Source organism: Pseudomonas mendocina, from assembly GCA_037482215.1.
Classification (GTDB): Bacteria; Pseudomonadota; Gammaproteobacteria; order Pseudomonadales; family Pseudomonadaceae; genus Aquipseudomonas; species Aquipseudomonas mendocina_E.
In genome coordinates this window covers 2,950,270-2,973,562 of record CP148074.1, presented here as the reverse complement: position 1 = coordinate 2,973,562, position 23,293 = coordinate 2,950,270, and the positions used below count along the sequence as shown (strand labels likewise).

21 protein-coding genes are annotated in these 23,293 nt (G+C 56.5%); 8 read left to right on the top strand and 13 right to left on the bottom strand.

Annotation, left to right across the window (positions count from 1 at the left end):
- Positions 1 to 3: 3 nt before the first annotated feature.
- Entirely contained in the window at positions 4 to 963 is a 960-nt protein-coding gene (locus WG219_13815) for a MoxR family ATPase (protein ID WXL24402.1), read from the bottom strand.
- Positions 964 to 1,136: 173 nt separating this feature from the next.
- On the opposite strand from WG219_13815, the gene WG219_13810 reads away from it, so the two are divergent.
- Both WG219_13810 and WG219_13805 read left to right on the top strand, forming a co-directional pair.
- Entirely contained in the window at positions 1,137 to 5,978 is a 4,842-nt protein-coding gene (locus WG219_13810) for an NAD-glutamate dehydrogenase (GenBank protein WXL24401.1), read from the top strand.
- Between the two features lie 286 nt (positions 5,979 to 6,264).
- Complete coding sequence (locus WG219_13805; protein ID WXL24400.1) at positions 6,265 to 6,735, top strand: GNAT family N-acetyltransferase; 471 nt, start codon at positions 6,265 to 6,267, stop codon at positions 6,733 to 6,735.
- Between the two features lie 73 nt (positions 6,736 to 6,808).
- On the opposite strand, the gene rnt is transcribed toward WG219_13805, so the two are convergent.
- The gene (gene rnt / locus WG219_13800) at positions 6,809 to 7,480 is read right to left on the bottom strand and encodes a ribonuclease T (protein ID WXL24399.1); all 672 of its coding nucleotides are present in this window, start codon (positions 7,478 to 7,480) and stop codon (positions 6,809 to 6,811) included.
- Positions 7,477 to 8,523: a dihydroorotase gene (gene pyrC / locus WG219_13795; GenBank protein ID WXL24398.1), complete on the bottom strand. Its 1,047-nt coding sequence runs from the start codon at positions 8,521 to 8,523 to the stop codon at positions 7,477 to 7,479. The genes rnt and pyrC overlap by 4 nt, the downstream gene beginning before the upstream one ends.
- 199 nt (positions 8,524 to 8,722) lie before the next feature.
- Between pyrC and WG219_13790 the strand changes: the two genes are divergently transcribed.
- The 5 genes from WG219_13790 (at position 8,723) to WG219_13770 (ending at position 13,059) form a co-directional block, all read left to right on the top strand.
- Positions 8,723 to 9,673 carry an OmpA family protein gene (locus tag WG219_13790; GenBank protein WXL24397.1) on the top strand — a complete coding sequence of 317 codons (951 nt, stop codon included), beginning with the start codon at positions 8,723 to 8,725 and terminating at the stop codon, positions 9,671 to 9,673.
- Between the two features lie 111 nt (positions 9,674 to 9,784).
- Complete coding sequence (locus tag WG219_13785) at positions 9,785 to 11,005, top strand: argininosuccinate synthase (protein ID WXL24396.1); 1,221 nt, start codon at positions 9,785 to 9,787, stop codon at positions 11,003 to 11,005.
- 117 nt (positions 11,006 to 11,122) lie between these two features.
- A complete protein-coding gene (gloA, locus tag WG219_13780) occupies positions 11,123 to 11,515 on the top strand; it encodes a lactoylglutathione lyase (protein WXL24395.1) in 393 nt (130 codons plus the stop codon).
- 461 nt (positions 11,516 to 11,976) lie between these two features.
- Entirely contained in the window at positions 11,977 to 12,519 is a 543-nt protein-coding gene (locus tag WG219_13775) for a chalcone isomerase family protein (protein ID WXL24394.1), read from the top strand.
- A gap of 15 nt (positions 12,520 to 12,534) precedes the next feature.
- Positions 12,535 to 13,059, top strand: a complete 525-nt coding sequence (locus WG219_13770; GenBank protein WXL24393.1) for a DUF3833 domain-containing protein — start codon at positions 12,535 to 12,537, stop codon at positions 13,057 to 13,059.
- A 51-nt stretch (positions 13,060 to 13,110) separates the two neighbouring features.
- Here WG219_13770 and WG219_13765 read toward each other — a convergent pair whose 3' ends face one another.
- The 10 genes from WG219_13765 to WG219_13720 form a co-directional block, all read right to left on the bottom strand.
- Positions 13,111 to 13,614: a DUF2878 domain-containing protein gene (locus WG219_13765; GenBank protein WXL24392.1), complete on the bottom strand. Its 504-nt coding sequence runs from the start codon at positions 13,612 to 13,614 to the stop codon at positions 13,111 to 13,113.
- Positions 13,611 to 14,879, bottom strand: a complete 1,269-nt coding sequence (locus WG219_13760) for a cyclopropane-fatty-acyl-phospholipid synthase family protein (protein WXL24391.1) — start codon at positions 14,877 to 14,879, stop codon at positions 13,611 to 13,613. Before WG219_13760 ends, WG219_13765 begins: the two co-directional genes overlap by 4 nt.
- Positions 14,866 to 15,657 (bottom strand): DUF1365 domain-containing protein, encoded by a 792-nt coding sequence (locus tag WG219_13755; GenBank protein WXL24390.1) that lies wholly within the window; start codon positions 15,655 to 15,657, stop codon positions 14,866 to 14,868. The genes WG219_13760 and WG219_13755 overlap by 14 nt, the downstream gene beginning before the upstream one ends.
- The gene (locus tag WG219_13750) at positions 15,654 to 16,901 is read right to left on the bottom strand and encodes an FAD-dependent oxidoreductase (GenBank protein WXL24389.1); all 1,248 of its coding nucleotides are present in this window, start codon (positions 16,899 to 16,901) and stop codon (positions 15,654 to 15,656) included. The genes WG219_13755 and WG219_13750 overlap by 4 nt, the downstream gene beginning before the upstream one ends.
- Positions 16,898 to 17,659 carry an SDR family NAD(P)-dependent oxidoreductase gene (locus WG219_13745; protein WXL24388.1) on the bottom strand — a complete coding sequence of 254 codons (762 nt, stop codon included), beginning with the start codon at positions 17,657 to 17,659 and terminating at the stop codon, positions 16,898 to 16,900. The genes WG219_13750 and WG219_13745 overlap by 4 nt, the downstream gene beginning before the upstream one ends.
- On the bottom strand, positions 17,656 to 18,081 hold the full coding sequence (locus WG219_13740) for a nuclear transport factor 2 family protein (GenBank protein WXL24387.1): 426 nt from the start codon (positions 18,079 to 18,081) through the stop codon (positions 17,656 to 17,658). The genes WG219_13745 and WG219_13740 overlap by 4 nt, the downstream gene beginning before the upstream one ends.
- Complete coding sequence (gene phrB, locus WG219_13735) at positions 18,074 to 19,513, bottom strand: deoxyribodipyrimidine photo-lyase (protein ID WXL24386.1); 1,440 nt, start codon at positions 19,511 to 19,513, stop codon at positions 18,074 to 18,076. The genes WG219_13740 and phrB overlap by 8 nt, the downstream gene beginning before the upstream one ends.
- 11 nt (positions 19,514 to 19,524) lie before the next feature.
- Positions 19,525 to 20,436 carry a MerR family transcriptional regulator gene (locus WG219_13730; protein ID WXL24385.1) on the bottom strand — a complete coding sequence of 304 codons (912 nt, stop codon included), beginning with the start codon at positions 20,434 to 20,436 and terminating at the stop codon, positions 19,525 to 19,527.
- Positions 20,433 to 21,392, bottom strand: coding sequence for a DUF523 and DUF1722 domain-containing protein (locus WG219_13725; GenBank protein WXL24384.1), 960 nt, complete (start codon positions 21,390 to 21,392; stop codon positions 20,433 to 20,435). Before WG219_13725 ends, WG219_13730 begins: the two co-directional genes overlap by 4 nt.
- Positions 21,393 to 21,647: 255 nt before the next feature.
- Positions 21,648 to 22,109 (bottom strand): PAS domain-containing protein, encoded by a 462-nt coding sequence (locus WG219_13720; protein WXL24383.1) that lies wholly within the window; start codon positions 22,107 to 22,109, stop codon positions 21,648 to 21,650.
- A 185-nt stretch (positions 22,110 to 22,294) separates the two neighbouring features.
- Here WG219_13720 and WG219_13715 point away from each other — a divergent pair, with 185 nt between their 5' ends.
- Positions 22,295 to 23,254 carry a MerR family transcriptional regulator gene (locus WG219_13715; protein WXL24382.1) on the top strand — a complete coding sequence of 320 codons (960 nt, stop codon included), beginning with the start codon at positions 22,295 to 22,297 and terminating at the stop codon, positions 23,252 to 23,254.
- The last annotated feature ends 39 nt before the right edge of the window (positions 23,255 to 23,293 follow it).

Sequence of the window (23,293 nt, the reverse complement as noted above, 5' to 3'; positions counted from 1 at the left end):
TTATCAGGCGACCGCAACCACATCGAGGATGCGCTGAATCACGCGATCCTGATCAATGCCAGCGGCTTCTGCTTCGAACGATAGGATGATGCGGTGGCGCAGGACATCAAACAGCACGGCTTGAATATCTTCCGGGCTGACAAAGTCGCGTCCGGCCAGCCAGGCGTGAGCCCGTGCGCAGCGATCCAGAGCGATGGTGCCGCGTGGGCTGGCGCCGTAGGCGATCCATTCGGCCAGCTCAGCATCAAACTTGGCCGGTGTGCGCGAGGCCATGACCAGTTGCACCAAGTACTCCTCCACTGCGTCCGCCATGTACAGGCCGAGGATCTCCTGGCGGGCGGCAAAAATGGCCTGCTGGCTCAAACGCTGCTCTGGCTTGCTTTCACCGTTAAGCGCTTCACCGCGGGCTTGAGCGAGAATCTTGCGTTCTACACTGGCATCCGGGAAGCCAATCTTCACGTGCATGAGGAAGCGGTCGAGCTGAGCCTCAGGCAGCGGATAGGTGCCTTCCTGCTCAATTGGGTTTTGTGTCGCCATCACTAAAAACAGCGGCGACAGATTATAAGTGCTGCGGCCGATACTGACCTGACGCTCGGCCATCGCCTCCAGCAGGGCGGACTGCACTTTGGCAGGGGCGCGGTTGATTTCGTCAGCCAGTACCAAATTGTGGAAGATCGGACCCTGCTGGAATACGAAGCTGCCGGTTTCCGGGCGGTAGATTTCCGTGCCGGTGATGTCGGCGGGCAACAGGTCTGGGGTGAACTGAATACGATGGAACTCCGCCTCGATACCTTCGGCCAGGTCTTTGATGGCCTTGGTCTTGGCCAGCCCCGGAGCACCTTCGACCAGCAAATGACCATCTGCCAGTAGCGCGATCAGGAGACGATCGATGAGTTTTTCCTGCCCGAGGATCTGAGCTGAAAGAAATTGTCGCAGCGCGATAAGCGCTTCCCGATGTTCCATGGTTAAGCTCACCCAGTAAGTGTGACCGGCTAGTCTAATCTGACCGGAGTTTAAGGGATGCAACTTTACTTTAAGAGCAGCCCTCTAGACTAATGCTGAACCACAGGGTTGTGGCACAGGTTGTATGTCACGACATATCCAGTCGTTGAAGTACAGGCCAGGGGAGCGAACTCATGGCGTTTTTTACTGCTGCAACACAGGCAGATTTCCAAAACCACCTGCAAACCGCATTAGCTAAGCACGTCAGTGCACAGGAGCTGGCGCAGGTCAGTCTGTTTGCGGAGCAATTCTTTGGAATTGTCGCGCTTGAGGAACTGACTCAGCGCCGCCTTTCTGACCTGCTGGGATGCACCCTGTCATCCTGGCGATTATTGTCCCGATTTGAATCGGACAAACCTCAGGTCCACGTATTCAACCCCGATTACGAAAAGCATGGCTGGCAGTCGACCCATACGGCCGTGGAAGTGCTGCACAGCGATATCCCGTTTCTGGTCGACTCCGTACGCATGGAGTTGAACCGCCGGGGTTATAGCATCCATGCATTGCAAAACAATGTGTTCAGCGTGCGCCGCAATAGTAACGGTGAGCTGCTTGAAATTCTGCCAAAGGCCAGCCAGGGCGCAGATATCCGTCAGGAAGCCCTGATGTACCTGGAGATTGACCGCTGCGCCAGTTCGGCGGAAATGAAAGAGCTGGAAAAGGCCTTGCTTGAGGTACTGGGCGAAGTGCGCCTGAGTGTCGCTGACTTTGCCGCGATGAAAGCCAAAGCCCAGGAGTTGTTGACCTGGTTGGCCAAAGGCAAATTTAAGGTGGATGCCGCTGAGCTGGAAGAAGCCCAGCAATTCCTCAAGTGGCTGGTGGATGACCACTTTACCTTCCTCGGTTATGAAGAGTTCAGCGTGGTTGACGGGGCGGATGGCGCCCACGTGCAGTACAACGAGCCATCGCTGCTGGGGTTGTCAAAGCTGATACGCAGCGGTCTGAGGCCAGACGATCTGGGTGTGGAAGCCGAGGCCTTGGAGTATTTGCGTGAACCGCAGCTGCTGTCGTTCGCTAAAGCAGCAATGCCCAGCCGGGTACACCGCCCTGCGTATCCCGATTTGGTCTCAATTCGCGAGCTGGACGACAAAGGGCGGGTTGTCCGCGAGTTCCGTTTTATGGGGCTGTACACCTCAGCGGTGTATTCGGAGAGTGTCAGCAGCATTCCTTTTATTCGCCGCAAAGCAGCGGCGATCAGGCAGCGCTCAGGCTTCGACAGCAGCGCCCACTTAGGTAAAGAGCTGGCGCGGGTGCTGGACGTGCTGCCACGGGATGATCTGTTCCAAACGCCGGTGGATGAGCTGTTCAATACCGTGCTGGCTATTGTGCAGATTCAGGAGCGCAACAAGGTGCGGGTGTTCCTGCGCCGTGACCCTTACGGGCGTTTTTGCTATTGCCTGGCGTACATCCCCCGGGACGTCTACTCCACTGAAAGCCGCCAGCGTATTCAGCAGGTGCTGATGGAGCATTTGCAGGCCAGCGATTGCGAGTTCTGGACCTATTTTTCTGAGTCTGTACTGGCGCGGGTGCAGTTTATCCTCAAGGTCGACCCGAAGAACCGCGTACAGATTGATCCGCAACGGCTGGAGCGGGAAGTGATCCAAGCCTGCCGCTCTTGGCAGGATGACTACCGCAGCCTGATCGTCGAAAGCCTGGGAGAGGCCGCCGGAACAGAGGCGCTCAGTGACTATCCAGGCGGTTTCCCGGCTGGTTATCGTGAGCGTTTTGCGCCCCATTCAGCTGTGGTGGACATGCAGCATCTGCTCACGCTCAATGGCGAGCGACAGCTGGTGATGAGCTTCTACCAACCGCTGAGCCAGGGCGGGCAAACATTGCACTGCAAGCTGTACCACGCTGATACACCGTTGCCACTCTCCGATGTTTTGCCGATTCTGGAAAACCTCGGTCTGCGCGTGTTGGGGGAGTATCCGTTCAAGCTGCAACGGGCCGATGGGCGCGAATTCTGGATTCATGATTTCGCCTTCACCTACGCCGAGGGCCTGGATATTGATATCCAGCAGCTCAATGACACCTTGCAGGAAGCCTTCGTCAAAATCGTTGGTGGGGTGGCAGAGAACGATGGCTTTAACCGGCTGGTGCTGATGGCCGGCATGCCCTGGCGTGATGTGGCGTTGCTGCGGGCTTATGCACGCTACCTGAAACAAATTCGCTTGGGCTTCGACCTCAGCTATATCGCCACTACCCTGATCAATCACGCCGAGATAGCCAAAGAACTGGTGCGCCTGTTCAGGATTCGCTTTTACCTGGCGCGCAAGCTCAGCAGCGATGACCTTGAAGACAAGCAACAAAAATTGGAGCAGGCGATTCTGGCAGCGCTGGACACTGTTGCAGTGCTTAACGAAGACCGCATCCTGCGGCGCTACTTGGATCTGATTAAAGCCACGCTGCGCACCAACTTCTATCAAAGTGGTGCTGACGGCCAGCCCAAGGCGTATTTCAGCTTCAAGCTCAACCCTCGGGCCATCACGGATATCCCACGGCCGACGCCCAAATTTGAGATTTTTGTCTATTCGCCCCGTGTTGAGGGTGTGCACCTGCGCTTTGGCGATGTGGCCCGAGGCGGCTTGCGCTGGTCCGACCGTGAGGAGGATTACCGCACCGAAGTGCTGGGGCTGGTCAAGGCTCAGCAGGTTAAAAACGCGGTGATTGTGCCCATGGGGGCTAAAGGTGGCTTTGTTCCCCGGCGATTGCCGCAAGGCGGCTCGCGGGACGATGTGCTGGCCGAAGGCATCGCCTGCTACCGCATTTTCATCAGCGGCCTGTTGGACATCACCGATAACCTTAAAGAGGGTGCTGTGGTGCCGCCGCAAAACGTGCAGCGCCACGACGGTGACGACCCCTATCTGGTGGTGGCGGCTGACAAAGGCACCGCCACATTCTCTGATATCGCCAATGGCATCGCCCGTGACTACGGTTTCTGGCTGGACGATGCATTCGCTTCTGGCGGTTCCGCCGGTTACGACCACAAGGGCATGGGCATTACCGCCAAAGGTGGCTGGGTCTCCGTGCAGCGGCACTTCCGCGAGCGCGGGATAGATGTGCAGCAAGATAACGTCACGGTGATCGGCATTGGCGATATGGCGGGCGACGTGTTCGGCAACGGGCTGTTGCAATCCGAATCGCTGCAGTTGGTTGCTGCTTTCAACCATCTGCACATTTTTATCGATCCGAACCCGGATCCGGCCCGCAGCTTTGCCGAGCGCAAGCGCCTGTTCGAATTGCCGCGCTCCAGTTGGGCAGATTACGACAGCACCCTGATTTCAGAGGGCGGCGGGGTATTCCTGCGCAGTGCTAAAAGCATCGAAATCAGCCCGCAGATGAAGGCTCGTTTCGACATCAGCGCAGACCGCTTAGCGCCCACCGAACTGCTGAATGCGTTGCTCAAGGCCCCGGTCGACTTGCTGTGGAACGGCGGCATTGGCACCTACGTGAAATCCAGCCGTGAAACCCATGCTGACGTAGGTGACAAGGCCAACGACCAACTACGGGTCAATGGCAGTGAACTGCGTGCCAAGGTCGTGGGTGAGGGCGGTAACCTCGGCATGACCCAGCTGGGCCGGGTCGAATATGGCCTGAACGGCGGCAAGAGCAACACCGACTTTATCGACAACGCCGGTGGCGTGGACTGTTCCGACCACGAGGTGAACATCAAGATTCTGCTTGGCGAGATTGTCGCGGCTGGCGATATGACGGGTAAGCAGCGCAACAAGCTGCTGGTGGAAATGACGGAGGCCGTCGGCAACTTGGTGTTAGGCAATAACTACAAACAGACTCAGGCGTTGTCGTTGGCTGAGCGCCGTGCCCGTGAGCGTGTCGCGGAGTACAAACGCTTGATGAGTGCGCTGGAAGCCAGTGGCAAGCTTGACCGCAGCCTGGAGTTTTTACCGACTGATGATGAGCTAAACGAACGCGCGGCCAAAGGGCTTGGGCTGACCCGACCAGAACTGTCGGTGCTGATCTCTTACAGCAAGATCGACCTGAAAGAGGCGCTGCTCAAATCTCAGGTGCCGGATGATGAATACCTGGCCCGGGAAATGACCACGGCGTTTCCTGCGCTACTGGCCGAAAAATTCCCCGATGCGATGGCGCGCCATCGTCTCAAGCGGGAAATTGTCAGCACCCAGATTGCCAATGATCTGGTCAACCACATGGGCATTACCTTTGTGCAGCGGCTCAAAGAGTCCACCGGCATGAGCGCAGCCAATGCGGCCGGGGCCTATGTCATTGTGCGCGATTTGTTCCGGCTGCCCCATTGGTGGCAGCAGATTGAGGCGCTGGATTACAAAGTCCCGGCAGACCTGCAACTGCAACTGATGGATGAGCTGCAGCGCCTCGGTCGGCGCGCGACACGATGGTTCCTGCGCAGCCGCCGCCATGAGCTGGACGCAGCGCGTGATGTGGCACATTTCGCGCCACGTATCGAAACCCTGCTTGGGTATCTGGACGAATTGTTGGAGGGGCCTGCCCGTGAGCAGTGGCAAGAGCGCTTCCAAGGGTTTGTTCAGGCCGGTGTCCCGGAGGAATTAGCCCGCGTGGTGGCAGGCACCAGCCATTTGTACACCTTGCTGCCGATCATTGAGGCCGCTGACCAGACCGGGCAGGAGCCTGCACGTGTTGCGGCCGCTTACTTCGCGATTGGTGGCGCTCTGGAGTTGTCTTGGTACTTGCAACAAATCACCAGTCTGCCAGTGGAAAACAATTGGCAGGCGCTGGCTCGCGAAGCGTTTCGCGATGATCTGGACTGGCAGCAACGGGCGATCACTGTATCGGTCCTGCAAATGGCGGATGCGCCGGAACATATCGAGCAAAGGGTGTCGTTGTGGTTAGAGCAACATCAGGACTTGGTAGGGCGTTGGAAGTTAATGCTGAGTGAATTGCGCGCAGCCACGACCACTGACTACGCCATGTATGCAGTGGCGGGCCGTGAGTTGATGGACTTGGCTCGCAGCGCTTAAGGAGGCACCTGCAAACCTAGGTGGTCCTCGCTGCTTTACCTGCGTTGACTGCCCGGGAGCGATTTACCTAAGCGCACGCTGAAGCCATCTCAACCGTCCGATTCAAGAACGGTTGAGATGGCTCATGCGGTGTCTGCCTATATTTTATTTTTTAAGCGACTTGTTCCACGGAAGATGCCTGGCTATTTGCGGGATAAGGCAGTTCGATTTCTCGTATAGATATGGGCTGAGTAATAAAGTGGGCGAACGCTTTAATGGAGTTTCGAGCCAAAGCAGGCATGTGCAAATGTCTCTTGCAGAAGCGGGCTTTATAAAAATTGAAAAATTGACATTGAACGACCATGAAATAAATCAGGTCGTCAATGTTTGGTATGACGCGTCTGTTAAAGCCCATCATTTTATCAGCGAGCGATTCTGGTACTCGAACCGCGAAGTGATGGAAAAACTGTATATCCCCAACTCTGAAACCTTCGTCGCCAAGCGTGAGGGCGCAATTGTCGGGTTCTTCAGCCTCGTAGGTAATACGCTGGCCTCTATTTTTGTAGCGCCGGACTGGCAAGGCGCAGGCATCGGTAAAGCCTTACTGCTTAATGCGCAGTCACGCCGCAATGAGTTGCAGTTGAATGTTTATCGTAAGAATAAACGGGCAATAGCTTTTTATAAGAAATATGGTTTTTTTGATGTTGAAGAAGGGCTTGATGAAAATACAGGAGAGCCGGCCATAACGATGAAGTGGCAAGAAACGCCCTCAACTTAATGGCTCTGTTCGCTAAAACAAAGCCCCGCTGTGTGCGGGGCTTTGTTTTAAAGGTTAATGACTGGCTGGACGCTTAGTCATCAAAATCCATCCAACCGCCCATTTCCTTCCAGCGGTTAACGATGCCGCAGAACAGCTCGGCAGTCTTCTCGGTGTCGTAACGGGCCGAGTGTGCTTCTTTGCCGTCGAACTCAATCCCTGCCGCCTGACAGGCTTTAGCCAGCACCGTTTGCCCATAAGCAAGGCCAGCCAGGGTAGCGGTATCGAAGCTGGAGAACGGGTGGAATGGATTGCGCTTGATCCCAGTACGGGCAACCGCAGCATTCAAAAAGCCCAGATCAAAGCTGCTGTTATGGCCGACCAGGATGGCTCGCTTGCAGCTGTTGGCTTTCAGCGATTTGCGCAGACCGCGAAAAATTTCGGTCAGCGCATGCTCTTCGGTCACCGCCATGCGCAGCGGGTGATCGAGTTTAATGCCGGTGAAATCCAGCGCAGCTTGCTCGATATTGGCGCCTTCGAACGGCTCGATCCGGAAGAAGTGGGTGTGTTCCGGGAACAGGAAACCGTCTTCGTCCATGCCGATGGTGGTCGCAGCAATTTCCAGCAGAGCGTCTGTGGCCGCGTTGAAGCCGCCTGTTTCCACGTCGACTACGACGGGCAGGTAGCCACGAAAGCGCGCTGCCATCGGGTGGCGTGGGCCAGAAGGCGGGGTGTCCAGCTCGTCGTCGTACAGGTCTTCGCTCACGCGTTGCTCTCCAGCAGACGCCAGCGCAGGGCTTCACCTGCACGCAGCGGAATTACGGTTTGATCGCCCAGCGGCAGGCTGGCTGGAGCGGTCCATTCTTCACGAACCAGAGTGATGGTATCGCTGTTATGTGGCAGACCGTAGAAGTCTGGGCCATTTTTACTGGCGAAGGCTTCCAGTTTGTCCAAGGCATTACGTTGTTCGAACGCTTCGGCGTACAACTCAATCGCAGCATAGGCGGTGTAGCAGCCCGCGCAACCGCAGGCAGCTTCCTTGGCATGCTTGGCATGGGGCGCCGAGTCGGTGCCGAGGAAGAATTTCGGGTTGCCGCTGGTAGCCGCATCCAGCAGGGCTTCCTGGTGGGTGTTGCGCTTAAGAATCGGCAGGCAATAGAAGTGCGGGCGAATGCCGCCAACCAACATGTGGTTGCGGTTGTAAAGTAGGTGGTGTGCCGTGATGGTGGCTGCCACGTTAGTGGAGGCACCCTGCACGAACTGCACGGCATCGCCTGTGGTGATGTGTTCGAACACCACTTTAAGGCTCGGGAAGCGCTCAACAACGCGGGTCAGGTGTTCACCGATAAAAGTTTTCTCACGGTCGAACACGTCAATTTCGTTGCGGGTCACTTCACCGTGTACCAACAGCGGCAGGCCGACTTCAGCCATGGCCTCAAGCACCGGGAAGATCTTGTCGATGCTGGTGACGCCAGAGTCCGAGTTGGTGGTAGCGCCAGCTGGGTAGAGCTTGGCGGCATGCACAAAGCCACTGGCCTTGGCGCTGCGGATATCGTCTGGCTGGGTGTTGTCGGTGAGGTACAGCACCATCAGCGGTTCAAAGCGACTGCCTTGTGGACGTACATTGAGAATGCGCTGGCGATAGGCGTCCGCTTCGGCGGCATTGCGAACCGGCGGCACCAGGTTAGGCATGATAATGGCGCGGCCAAAGGTGCGGGCTACATCAGCCACAGTGTGTTGCAGAACAGCACCATCGCGCAGGTGGATGTGCCAGTCATCAGGACGCAGCAGAGTAAGGCGGTCAGTCATGGAAGCTTCCAGGCGGGCAAAACTTGGCGGGAATGCTACCGGAAAAAGGCTCGCGACGGCACCTTTGGTGCGTATTCAGTCGCTGCTATGTGTCAGTTTTATGGTGGTGTGAGGCGTGTATAAGCGGTTGAGAAAATGCTCAAGTTTTTGCAGTTGGCACCGATAGACAGAAGGTAAGCCGTTTTCCCTGGGGTGTGTGGTGCGCGTCTATCCACTTGTTATCTTTAGCCTTCTGGCCAGTCAGGCAGCCAGTGCCATCAGTTTCCAGACGCGTCTGGAGAAAGTGGAGTGGCAGGTTGAAGGTGACAAATTTGAGTGCCGCCTGTCCCAGCCCATCGCTAATTTTGGCTCGGGCGTTTTTGTGCGCCGCGCTGGGGAGCAGGCCACATTCACCCTGAAATCTCAGGAGCGTTGGCTTGGCACAGGACAAGCCACACTGCTGGCGGCGGCTGCGCCATGGCAACCGGGCAGGGGAGATATCAATCTGGGCTCGGTCACTGTCAACGGCGTGCCTGGTGTGTTCAACAGCTCCCAAGAGCAGGGCACACGGCTGCTGACAGGGTTGTTGGAGGGCCGCAGCCCTGTTGTGCGCCATCGCACCGCAGCAGGTCGCGACCCGCTTGAAGTGCGCCTGCTGCCCACCAAGTTTAACGACGCCTACCAGAAGTACCTGGAATGTGCGGCCAAACTCTTGCCTGTGAATTTTGATCAAATCCGCAACACTCAGGTCGGTTTTCCCGGTGGAGGCATTGAGCTGGAGCCGATGGCGATGGCGAAGCTGGATATCATCCTCGACTACATCAAGGCCGATCCCAGTGTTAATCGCATCCAGCTTGATGGGCATGCGGATAACAGCGGTAACCGCCTGTCCAATCGCGATACGTCACGTCGTCGGGCATTGGCTGTTATGGAATACCTCAAATCCAGAGGTTTCCCCGAGGAACATATCACCGTGCGTTTTCATGGTGAGCGCTACCCACTGGTGCCAAACAACAGCGCTGCTAACCGTGCCAAAAACCGCCGGGTAACACTGCTGCTGGATCGCGTCCCCGAAGCAGAAACAGAGCCGCAACCCGAGGCGGCTCCTGAGGCTGCACCCGCCGTAGAAGAGGCTGCACCTGCGGCAACGCCTGAAGCAAAGCCGGTTTAGTGGTCGGAATATCCGTCGCCTGATCGTCTTAAGCTGTCGCGCCACTGTAAATAAGGCGTTTACAGCAGTAGAATCGTCGGTTTTCCCGCACACCCCCGTGGAGTTGATGGCATGGCCGACGTTAAAAAGGTAGTCCTCGCATATTCCGGTGGCCTGGACACTTCGGTGATTCTCAAATGGCTGCAAGATACCTACAACTGTGAAGTCGTAACCTTCACTGCTGACCTTGGCCAAGGTGAAGAAGTAGAGCCGGCGCGCGCCAAAGCCCAAGCAATGGGCGTTAAGGAAATCTACATCGATGACCTGCGCGAAGAGTTTGTCCGTGACTTCGTCTTCCCGATGTTCCGCGCTAACACCATTTATGAAGGCGAATACCTGCTGGGCACGTCTATTGCCCGTCCGCTGATCGCCAAGCGCCTGATCGAAATCGCTAACGAAACTGGCGCTGACGCCATTTCCCACGGCGCAACCGGTAAAGGTAACGACCAGGTTCGTTTCGAGCTGGGTGCCTATGCACTGAAGCCGGGCGTACAGGTTATTGCTCCGTGGCGTGAGTGGGACCTGACCTCCCGCGAAACCCTGATGGCTTACGCTGAAAAAGCCAACATCCCAGTTGATTTCAACAAGGCTGGTAAAAAGTCCCCGTACTCCATGGACGCCAACCTGCTGCACATCTCCTATGAAGGTGGCGTGCTGGAAGACACCTGGACCGAGCACGAAGAAGACATGTGGCGTTGGACCAAGTCTCCGGAAAACGCGCCGGACACCCCGACCTACATCGAGCTGACCTACCGTAAGGGCGACATCGTTGCCATCGACGGCAAGGAAATGACCCCGGCAGCCGTACTGACCGAGCTGAACCGCATCGGTGGTGAGAATGGCATCGGTCGTCTGGATATCGTTGAAAACCGTTACGTGGGCATGAAGTCCCGTGGCTGCTACGAGACTCCCGGCGGCACCATCATGCTGCGCGCTCACCGCGCCATCGAGTCCATCACTCTGGACCGCGAAGTCGCTCACCTGAAAGATGAGCTGATGCCTAAATACGCCAGCCTGATCTACAACGGCTACTGGTGGAGCCCGGAGCGTCAGATGCTGCAACAGATGATCGACGCTTCCCAGGCCACAGTGAACGGCGTAGTGCGCCTGAAGCTGTACAAAGGTAACGTCATTGTTGTTGGCCGTAAGTCCGATGACAGCCTGTTCGACACCCGTATCTCGACGTTCGAAGACGATGCCGGTGCCTACGACCAGAAAGATGCCGCGGGCTTTATCAAGCTCAACGCTCTGCGTCTGCGTATTGCTGCCAACAAGGGCCGTTCGCCGCTCTAAGCAAATGGCGCTTTTAAAAACGGGCCTTCGGGCCCGTTTTTTGTCTGCGTCGAAAAATGCTCTGGTAACATGGCCGTTTTAAAAATGCGCATCGACGCATCGCCTGAGGAGAACATGATGAGACTGCTGCATACCATGCTGCGCGTGGGCGATATGGATCGCTCCATCGAGTTTTACACCGAAGTGCTGGGCATGACCCTGCTGCGCCGCAAAGACTACCCAGAAGGTAAATTCACCCTGGCGTTTGTCGGTTATGGTGACGAGGCGCATAACAGCGTGATCGAACTGACCCACAACTGGGGCGTAGAAAGCTACGAGCTGGGCACTGGCTACGGCCATATCGCCCTGGAAGTGCCGGACGTCTACAAAGCCTGTGAAGACATCCGCGCCCGTGGCGGCAAGATCACCCGTGAAGCGGGCCCAATGATGCACGGCTCCAGCATTTTGGCCTTCGTTGAAGACCCGGATGGCTACAAAATCGAGCTGCTGTCGCCTTCGCGCCAAGACTAAGGCGCAGTGTGCAGAGGCCGGCCGCTGGTGACCTGCCTCTGCAAAACGCTTTTTCAAAAGCAGTTAAGTTAGCGTTAGCTGGTTGGTCGTTGGTCCATAAGGGTATGGACATGAGCACAGTGAAAATCCGTCACAGCGAGCCCGAGGATTACCTCGCCTATCATAGGATCTTGGCCCATCCGCTTGTATACAGGGATACCTTGCAGATCCCTTTCCCGTCCCTGGATCTGTGGTCACAAAAGACTAAAGAATTGCCTGCTGGTATGCACAGGCTGGTGGCCTGTGAGCAGCCCCGCAGCCTGCGAGAGCAAGGTTTTGCTGGGCTTTCATTGAACTCAGCGTTTCGAAGAAATGTTCTGAGCGACAGGCACGCTGATACAGATTGAAATGCATAAATCTGTACAAATAATAATTTATGTATAGATTTAGGTGTGTCACATCCATCTGCAATGGACACGCCTATGCCTCGCATTTCTTGCTTACTTCAGATGCTGTTGGCCACGCTGCTGATCTGCACGCAGGCCCAAGCTAGCTGGCGGGAGGCCATTCCGGACTCGCGCCTGATTGGCTCGGGCGAGCTGCGTATGTTTGGCTTCTCCATCTATAAGGCGGAGCTGTGGAGCGATGCTGGTAGCGCTGATTCGCTGCTGTCGTTTCAGGAGCCTTTTGCCCTGCAACTCACCTACAGCCGATCAATCAGCGCAGATGATTTGGTCGCAACCAGCATTAAGGAAATTCGCCGTATTCAAGGATCTGTGGTCGATCCCGCGCAGTTGGACCGCTGGGCGCTTGAGATGCAGCAGGCGTTTGTCGATGTCGCAGAGGGCGAGCGCATCACGGGGGTTTTTCTGCCCGGCAGAGGCGCGCGTTTCTATGCAGGTGACGCCTTCAGGCATGGGGTGAGCGACCAAGCGTTCGCCCGTGCTTTCTTTTCAATTTGGCTGGACGCGCAGACTCGCACACCTGAGCTACGGGCCCGGCTCATTGGTGCTATAGAACCCTGATTGCGAGGAGTAACCATGTTCAGAGTCCTGATGTTGTCGTTGTGTGTGCTGTTGAGCAGTTGCACGCAGGTGGATGTACACACCTACAAGGATGAGGAGCCGAAACTTGATCTGCGGGCATTTTTCACCGGTGAGGTGGAGGCCTGGGGGATGTTCCAAAAGCGTTCAGGCGAGGTGGTCAAACGCTTTCATGTGGACATAAAGGGCTACGCTCAAGGGGATGATCTGATTCTCGACGAGTCGTTCTCTTACAGTGATGGCACCCGGCAGAAGCGTGTCTGGACCTTATCAGCGACTGCTCCCGGGGAGTGGCGCGGAACTGCTGCGGATGTGGTCGGTGAGGCTGAGGGCGAGGTTGCTGGCAATGCCCTACGTTGGCGCTACGTGCTGAGTTTGCCGGTGGATGATCAGGTGTATGAGGTATTTCTGGATGACTGGATGTACCTGCTGGACGAAAACACCATGGTCAACCGTTCCTTCATGAGTAAGTTCGGGATTGAGGTGGGGCAAGTCACTTTGTTTTTCCGTAAGAAGTCTTAGGTTCTGTACGGAAAGTGCCTGTGCTCGGAGACTTCTCGTACAGAACCTAGATCAGCGTTGGTGGCTGCCAGCCAATCTGTGCAAGGCTGGCAGCAGAACCGCCCAAATAAGCGCCAACAGAGCCAGACTCAGCGGTTCACCGAGGGGCAGTCCAACGTCAGCCAATCGAGCCCCGGCTAAGTAAGACAATGGGCCGCAACAGGCGCCCAGTAAACAGCTCAGCCACATAGGCCGGGCTGACCAAGCCAGGCTGTAGCGAAGCGTGCTGGCGAATAACAGCCAGAGCAACATCAGCCAGGCGGGCAGGATTAGCGTAGTGCCGAAGTCGAACAGTCCTGTATGCATCAGCGCGCTGTCCACAATCCAACCGGCTGCTGCTACGCGCAAAATCACAAAACACTCTGCACGTCGGTCATCGGCAACCCATCCCAAGTGAGCACCCAGACACACTGCGGCCACCGCCAGCCACGCAGGATTGCTGGCGCCAAATACACAGGCCAACCAGCCGAGCTGGAACAGCCCGGCATTGAGCAGTAGGCGTTTGCGCAGGCTCACGCACTAATTCCGAACGGTTGCGGGCGCGCTTCAGGTTTGGCCAATAAGAGGTGGGCTGTGCCAATACTGCGCTCCAGGAAGCCGCCTTCGCAGTAGCAGAAGTAAAACTCCCACAAACGGTAGAAGGTTTCGTCATAGCCGAGGCCTTCTAGCGTGTTGCGGCTGCGGCGTAGGTTCTCGTGCCAGAAGCGAAGGGTCCGCGCGTAGTGCAGGCCAAAATCCTCCATGTGGTGCAGGTTCATATCTGTCTGGGTATTGATGCAGTTGAGCATGGCGGTTACCGAAGGCAATGCTCCTCCGGGGAAGATATGGCGTTGAATAAAGTCGACGGAGCTCTTGGCCTGCTCATAGCGCTGATCACGGATGGTAATGGCTTGAAGCAGCATGAGGCCGCCGTCTTTAAGCAAATGGCTGCACTGCTTGAAGTACACGGGCAGATAACGGTGGCCGACAGCCTCAATCATTTCAATGGAGACGAGTTTGTCGTATTGGCCTTTAAGGTCGCGGTAATCCTCCAACAACAAGGTGATGCGATCTTGCAGGCCCTGTTCCTTGATGCGCTTCTGGGTGTAGGCGTACTGTTCACGGGATAGGGTGGTTGTGGTCACCTTGCAGCCATAGTGCGTAGCGGCATACAGCGCCATGCTGCCCCAGCCGGTGCCAATCTCCAGCAGGTGGTCAGTGGGTTTGAGCTCCAGCTTTTGGCAGATGCGCTCAAGCTTGTTCAGTTGCCCCTGCTCCAGCGTGTCGTCTTCACTGCGGAAGATGGCAGAGGAGTACATCATGGTCGGGTCCAGCAACTGCTCGAAGAGGGCATTACCCAAGTCGTAATGGGCGGATATGTTGCGCCGTGATCCGTCTCGGGTGTTGCGGTTGAGCCAGTGCAGGGCTTTGACCAGCGGGCGCCGAAGGCGGGCTAGGCCATTTTCGACGGTATCCAACAGATCAAGATTGGCTGCAAACAAGCGGATGACCATGGTCAGATCAGGGCTGGTCCAATAGCCCTGTACGTAGGCTTCACCTGCACCGATGGAGCCATTACTGGCCACCATCGACCAGAACGCACTGTGCTGCACGCTCAATTCAGCCTGTAGTGCAGAGGCCTTGTCACCGAAGCTCAGGGTTTCGCCTTCCGAATGGATCAGCAGGTGACCGTGGCGCAGTGCGCTGAGCTGGCGCAGTACAAGTTGCCTCAGCAGGCGGGTGCTGAAAGTGGCAGAGCTGGCACTGCTGGTGGCCGCAGGGTTCAAGCTAGGGTTGTTCATGGCGAGACTCCAGAGTGGCGGTACGGAAATGCCCGTCGGCGGCTTGGTGATTAAAAACAGGGGTGCGCTTAAGCAACAGGCGCAAGGCTTGCCAATAAATGGCGAGAAGGGTTTTGCCAGTCATCCAGGGGAAGGCCAGTAGATGCCGGTGCAGGCTGTGGCGGCTTAGCTCGGTGCGCTTAAGGCTCATGCCTGCTTCAAAGACTTTTTGTGGGCCTTGCCAATCCTGCATGGTGATGTGCAATTGCTGATCGGGCTGGCTGAAGCGCATGCGGTATTCCAGATCCAGCGGCATAAACGGCGAGACGTGAAAACTCTTTTGAACCCGGTGGCGTGACTCACCCTCGGCATGGGCAGGCAACACGTAGTGATAACGCTCGTGCCACGGTGTATTGCTGACCTCGCAGAGCATGGCGGCGAGTTGTCCGGCTTCATCAAAGCAGTAAAAAATGCTCACTGGATTGAATGACAGGCCCCAGCTGCGGGGCTGAGTCAGCAGGCAGACTCGCCCATTAGGGGGCGAGGGCAACGCTTCGCTGAGGCATTGGCGGACGGCCTCGATGAGGGGGATACCCAGCTCAGTCAGGTGCGGCAGGTAGTCAGTCTCTCTGAAAGAAAAGGGTGCCCAGCGCGATGAGCCAGCCAGTGCTGACAGCTCTAGAACGTCAGCCTGTTCGGCTAGGTCCAGGTAGAGCATGCCGATTCGATAACGGAACCCGTGGGCGCGCGGGTGTAGGCGCTGGTGGCCTACCCAGCCGCTATACAGCGCGCTGTTCACAGGTGCTCTCCGAATTGCGCTGCAACGCGCAACGCACTGACCACGCCATCTTCATGGAAGCCATTGGCCCAGTAAGCACCGCAGAAATAGCTGTTTTGTTGACCTTGTAACTCAGCCCAGCGACTCTGCGCGGCGACCGCTGTCAGGCTGTATTGAGGGTGTGCGTACTGGAAACGCTGAAGAATTTTATTGGGCGCGATGGCCTGAGTCTGATTAAGGCTCACGCAGAAGGTGGTGTCGCTCTTAAGCCCTTGCAGGATGTTCATGTTGTAGGTCACCGCGGCCGGAACCCTGTCGGAGTCGCTCAGGCGGTAGTTCCAGCTGGCCCATGCCAACTTGCGGTCGGGGAGCAGGCGGGTATCGGTATGCAGCACCACGTCGTTATCCGCGTAATGGATTGCCCGAAGAATTTCCCATTCCGTTTGCGAGGGCTTTCGTAGCAGGCTCAGGGCCTGATCGCTGTGGCAGGCGAAGACCACTTTATCGAACTGTTCCTCGCCCCATTCACTGCTGATCACGACGCGATCATCGCTGCGAGATACGCTGTGAACCGGGCAGTTGAGACGAATGCGCTGCTCAAAGCTTGCGCATAGCTTGGGGATATAACTGCGTGAGCCGCCGCTAATAACATGCCATTGAGGGCGGTTATTGACGGACAACAGGCCGTGGTTTTTACAGAACCGAACGAAGAATTGCAGCGGGAAATTCTGCATATCAGCCATGGACATTGACCATATGGCTGAACCCATCGGCACGATGTAGTGCTCGATAAAGCGTTGACCGTAGCCATTGGCTTTGAGGTATTGGCCTAGGGTAGTCGCTTCGTCTATTCGATTCTTTTCCAGATCATCGAGTACGCATCGGTTGAAGCGCGTGATGTCCCACAGCATGCCCCAGAATCCAGGTGATACGAGGTTCCGGCGCTGAGCAAACAAACTGTTCAGGTTGTTGCCGTTGTACTCAAGACCGCTTCGGGGATCATGGACGGAAAAGCTCATTTCAGTGGGCTGCGAGGCCACACCGAGTTGCTGAAGCAAGCGGATAAAGTTGGGGTAGGTCCAATCGTTGAAAACAATAAAGCCGGTGTCGATGGCATATGGGGTGCCAGCAACCTCAACGTCCACGGTATGGGTGTGACCACCAATCCAGTCGTTGCTTTCAAATACGTGTACTTCGTGGTTGCGGCTGAGCAGGTAGGCGCAGGTCAGGCCAGAAATACCGCTGCCGATGATGGCAATTTTCATGACTGTTTATCCGTTGAGGGGCGGGACAACTGTTTGCCCAGATGGAGTTGCAAGCGTTGTGGCAGCAGAGCCAGCAGACGCAAGGCCGCTATAAATGGAGTGGGGAAGGCAATTTCCAGGGGGCGTTTAGGCAGCCGCTTTACGATGTGTCTGGCTGCCTTTTCTACAGGCCAACGCATCGGCATCGGGAAGTCGTTTTTGCGGGTCAGCGGGGTGTCTACAAAGCCAGGGCTGACTAGCGTTACGTCAATCCCCGCGCTGGCCAGATCAATGCGCAGCGAGTTGAACAAATAGCGCATGGCCGCTTTGGAAGCACCGTAGGCGCCAGCTCTGGGCAGTGGCAGGTAGGTAACCGAGCTGCTGATGGCGACTATGTGTCCGCGCTGGGCATTGCGTAAAAGTGGCAGCGCGACTTCGATGCAATGAGCGGCCGAGAGCAGATTGGCGCGCATCACCCGCTCAACCATGGCAGCTTCAAATTGCTTAACGTCGATGTACTCGCACGTCCCAGCGTTGAGGATGACTTGGTCGAGCTGTCCCCAAAGTGCTCTGATGCGTTCTCCCATGCGCTGAACTTCGTCAGCCTCGGCAAGATCACCCGCAACAATGAGAACCTGATTGGGGTACTCCTGCTGAAGAAGGTTGAGAGGTTCAACCGTTCGAGCACTGACGGCCACTCCGTGTCCTTGCTCCAGTAGAAGGCGTGCCAGCTCTAAGCCGATGCCGCTGCTGGCTCCGGTGATCCAGATCCGTTTCATGCCAGCCTCCCTTTGAGCCAGCGAATTAGCTTGCCGGCGAGAGGGAGGTGTTCGTAAAGCATGGCACCTGCGTCGAAGTAGTCGTGATGCAGATAGACCTTTTCGTGCCAGCGTAAGTAGGTGCAGCCCTTAACCATGACTGGGTTGCCGCCATTTAAGCGCGGGTGACGGAATTGCATCGTCCAGCGCAGGTAGCCCGACTTGCCTGAGGTAAGGGTGTCGAGTTGCTCAAACGTAAACTTCAGGTCGCTGACATTGGCGTACAGGTTGGCAAAGTAGTCCTGCACGGCTGGCAGGCCCTTGATGGTGTGCAACGGGTCCTGAAACACCACATCATGACTGTACAGCTCACCTAAATGGTCAAGGTTGTCAGCAGTGAGACTGGCAAACTTATGGGCGAATCGGTGCAGGAACTCAGACATCATGCCCCTCCAACACAGAAAGGCTGCGGAAGGTGTGCAAGACCCGATCACGGCTGTGGTTAAGGTCAATCATGGGTTGTGGGTAGTCTGGCCGCGCAAAAAGACTGCCTGCTTTCCACGGCTCATGAATGAATTTTTCATCCAGATCAGCCAGCTCGGGGAGCCAATGCCGGATAAAGCGCCCCTGCGGATCGAAACGACGTGACTGATTGATCGGGTTGAACAGGCGGAACCAAGGCACGGCATCCGTGCCGGTAGATGCGCTCCACTGCCATCCTCCATTGTTGGCGGCAAGGTCACCATCAATCAGGTGGGCCATGAAAAAGCGCTCGCCCTCGCGCCAGTCGATCAACAGGTTCTTGCTCAGAAACATCGCCACAACCATCCGCAGGCGGTTGTGCATCCAGCCGGTTGCCAGCAGTTGGCGTATGGCTGCATCAACCAATGGAAAGCCTGTTCGGCCTTCCTTCCAGGCTTGCAGTTCTTGGGGGGCATGCCGCCATGGGATGGTTTTGGTCTGCGCGCGAAAGGGCTGGTGCCGCGAAACCTGAGGAAAGCCCACCAGAATATGTTTGTAGAACTCGCGCCAGAGCAGTTCGTTGATCCAGGTAACAACGCCTGGGGTGCCGCTTTCAAACTCGCCACGGTTGCTCATCAAGGCCGCTTCAAGGCACTGCCTTGGCGAAAGCACCCCGGCTGCCAGGTAGGGCGAAAGCTGGCTGGTGCCCGGTATGGCGGGCAGGTCGCGCTGAAGGTCGTAATCCTCCATGTACTCATCCGCAAAACGCTGCAGGCGCAGATGGGCTTTGATTTCCCCAGCCGGCCAGAGCTTTTGCAGAGCGTCGGTGGGTTTGTCGAAACCAGCAACTTCAGTTGGAACCTTATCGCTTTCAATCCCAAGGTTGGCTTGAGCTTTCGGCAGCGGGTGTGTGCTGGGCATGGCTGTGTGCAGTCGCTGATAGCAGACCTTACGGAACTGACTATAAACCTGAAAATAGTTGCCGCTGCGGTTGAGGATACTGCCGGGTTGAAACAGCAATTGGTCCAAATAACCGTTGAATTGCACGCCCAGCTTGGAGAGGCGATTGGCTACCTGCTGATCCCGGTGAGCTTCATTCAGACCGTACTCTTCGTTGCTGTGTACGGCACAGATGGTGTGCTCCTGGCACAGTTTTGCCATCTCTTCAGGTACATCACGCCAGAACGCTACATGGCGTATCAGCAGCGGTACGTTGAGTGATTTCAATTGCGCTTGCAGGCTATGTAAGTTACGTAACCAGAAGTCGACTTTGCTCGGTGCATCATCGTGTTCCAGCCATTGACCCGGCGTGATGAAAAACACCGCCAGGGTCGGGCCGTTTTGCATGGCCGCGTTTAAAGCAGTGTTGTCTTGAGTACGCAGGTCGCTGCGAAACCACATCAGTTGGCGCATGGGCAGTCTCCCTAACAATGCGTAATGAGGCCGAGGCGCTGCAGGCAGTGCAGGGCGTTCAGGGGGGATTCGGCAAGGTGCAGATGCGGGCAGCCGCTCAGCGCCTCGTTGTGGATGGTTGCGGCCATTCCACAGAGCATTTGTGGGTGGGCGTGGGTGTTTGCCACCAGGCGTAAATAAGCGGGCGCCACGCAGTGGTCGCTGTGAAACAGCACCGCACGGGGTGCTATCAGGCTGATTGCGCGGCTGATCTCGGCGGGCGAAATAGGCTGGTCGAATACACGCACTGGACTTCCGCTGGTGCTGGCCAGCCAGGCGCACAGCCACAGGGTGGGTTGCATTGGCTGGTTGGACAGGCTCAACAGCAGCAGCGGAGGGCCACTGTGCAGGCAATTGCCGTGGTAGATGCGTGTTTCGAGCTTGCTGCGTAGCCACGAGAGAAAAAACACGCGTTCCAGCTGCTCGCTGGCTAATAAACTCCAGCGCTGTTGCAGCTCATCGAGAAGCGGTAACAACAGGTGCAGGCACATTGTTTCAGCGGGATAGAGCGCCAGTGAGCGGTTGAAGCTGTCATCCAGAGAACGTTCAGCCAGTTGCTCGATGCAATTCAGCCAAAGGCGTCTTTCTTCATTCCAGGCATCGCCAGCAACAGACGCGGGCAGTGGGTGTTCAAGTAAGCCTCTGACTTGGCTGACGGCCACACCACGGGCGAGCCAAGCCAGTACCTGTTGGATTTGCTCAATATGGTGCTGGTTATACAGGCGGTGGCCTTTGCCGGTCCGGTGTGGGCGGATCAATCCATAGCGGCGCTCCCACGCACGCAGCGTGACTGGGTTGACTCCGGTTAAGCGAGCCACCTCACGGATCGGCACAAGGTCTGTATCCGCTTGTACGGCATCCACACGACGATCATCAGTGCTCATAGCGCGTTACGCAGCCCCAGTGCATCTGGGTGTGGTTGCAGGTATGCCTGGCGAGCAATGTAAGCGTCGGGGTGGTGGCGGAAGTGATGGCGCAGCAGCGTCAGAGGCGAGATCAGCGGCACGATGCCGTTGCGGTATTGCAGAATCAGCTCATGCAACTCGCGCTTGTCATCGGAGCTGATGGCGTGCTTCAGATAGCCCGACAAATGCTGGAGGACATTGGTGTGGGTGCCTCGGTTAGCGGGCTGTTTGAGGGCAGCCATCAATTGGCTGAAGTACTGGGGCGCCAAGCTGTGCAGGTCCGTGTTGCCGCATTGGGCAACCAATTGCCCGAGTTGTTTGTACTGCTTTCTGGCAGTCGCCATAAGCAGGTACTTGTAACGTTCATGGAAACGGATCAGGCCTTGGCGGGTCAGGCCTTGATTCATGAGGTTTTGCCATTCGGCATAAACGAACACGCGGGTAATGAAGTTTTCTCGCAGCACTGGGTCGTTCAGGCGGCCGTCTTCCTCAACGGGAAGGTCCGGGCAGGCTCGCATCAGCGCCGCTGCAAACAGCCCGCGTCCTGTTGAGTCGCTGGGTTGGCCGTTGTCTTGGTAGACCTTCACCCGTTCCATGCCGCACGACGGGGACTTCTGCATCAAGATGTAGCCGCAGATTCCTCCCAGGTTTTCAGCTGCGTGCTGGCCCACTTGAGTCAGTGCATCACTGACATCCAGGTTCGGGTCGACAGTTCCAACGGCGCGCGGACCTTCTGGGTGGCTAACCAGGCGTATAGGTTGACGCGGTGTTGTCAGGCCGATGGCTTGCTCAGGGCAAACAGGAACAAAATCGAAGTAGTGCGATAGAACGTCCTGGCACAGCTGCGAGGCTTTGTGGCCGCCATTGAAACGCACGGGCTGGCCTAGCAGGCAGGCACTGATGCCAATTTTGATCGAGCCATTGAGAACGTTCATGTATCCCTCTTTCTTGTACATTTAAATTTTCTTGTACAGGTTAAGAGGTTAAGGAATAAATTGTACAAGTCAATATATGTGTACAAATAAAATTAGTTTTGTATAGGTTTTTGGGCGCGGGCACGCGATAGCCGATACCTGATAAGGGCACTACGGGATCGGCTTTGAGTGATATTTGGGGCGCCTATTGAAGGGCTTCACATAGGCGCGGGGGGAGGGGAGACGATAAGGGGCAGGTTTAACGGCGGGCAACGCTCAGTTTGTTTTCGAGCTGTCTTGCACGCTTGCCAACTGAGCCTTTAGTGCAGCGACTTCGGCCTCAAGCTCGCGCACTCGTTCTAAGGCCTGCACGGTGTCGCTGACATCTTTCTGGATGCCGATGAAGTAGGTCAGTTGGTCTGCTTCATTAAAAACTGGAGTGATGGACAGTTCATTCCAGAAGGCACTGCCGTCCTGCCGGTAGTTACGAATGATCTGCCGGCATGGCTTGTTGTGGCGAACCGCTTCACGAATGACGTTGAGGCCTTGTTGGTCCCGGTCACTCCCCTGCAAGAAGCGGCAGTCCTGATACAGAATGTCGTCAACGTTATAGCCAGTCAGGCGCTGAAACGCCGGGTTGGCATAGATCAGGATGTTGTCGTCGCCCTCTTGCTCGGCTACTACGATGCCATCGTTAGAGGCTTCTACTACCAGTTGCAGCAGTTTGGCGTTGATCATTCTTTTATCCTTCGTAGAACCGTGATCGGGTGAGCGTGGCTGCGCGAAGCGATCCAGGCTACGTCTATGAACGGTGAGGGCGCAGAGTATATCCTGCGATTTCGTACAGATTGCACTCTTGTAAACGTCCAGTGCCGTTGACCGCTGTACAATGCCAGCAGTTATTAGCTGCGGCTAACTTTTCTATGACTGAAAGAGTAGAGGCTTCGGTGAGCGTTGCTGAGCATCCAGTGAGTGACGAGCTGCTTCCCATCCGTGAGGTTGTACGCCAGACAGGTGTCAACCCGGTCACGCTGCGAGCTTGGGAGCGCCGTTACGGATTGATCCGACCGTACCGCACTGAAGGCGGGCACCGGCTGTATACGCTGGAAGATATCGCGACGATTCGCGACATCATGGCTTGGACAGAACGTGGGCTGGCAGTGAGTAAGGTGGGTAACCTGCTTGCCCGTAGACGAGAAGAGGCTGCCTCTGCATCGTTTACCCAAGCAGAGCCTGCAGCGTCAGGAGAATCACAGCAGGCGGAGTGGCAAACGCGTATCTGCCAAGCTCTGCAAGCATTTGATGAAGAGCGCCTGGAACAGCTGTACGGCCAGATATTTGCCACCTTCCCGCTGCAGATGGCCTTCGAGGAGATTCTGCTTCCCGTATGGCGTCAGGGGATCAATGACGCCGGTTTTGGCCAGCTAAGCCAATGGCTGTTCTACGATGCATTCCTGCGCAGCAGAGTGTTGCAACGTATGCAGATGCTTAAGCGTGATGCCCAAGGGGACGTATTGTTTGTTGGCATCCCCGACCAGCACCGTGAACTCGAATTATTGGTCAGTGGCTTGCTCGTGAGCGGCGACACGTCGCGCCTGAGGATTCTGCCGGTGGGCCAGCCGCTGGAAGAGGTGCCGGTGATCTGCCAGTCCATCCAGCCGCGAGCGCTGGTGGTACTGGCTGCCATGCCACCCACACAGGTGCAGTTACGTCAGCTCTTTAAACTGGCTTTGTCTGTGGACTGCCCGATGGCCTTGGCAGGGCTGGGAGCAGAATTGGCAGAGGCACAGCTGCAAGGCAGCCCAATAGCCAACCTGGGTGCTCATACCGGCCTTATGCGTGACCGCTTGAGACAACTCATAGAAGGGCGTTTGGATACCTAATGCGCCACACAACAAAAGCCCCGCTTTTAAGCGGGGCTT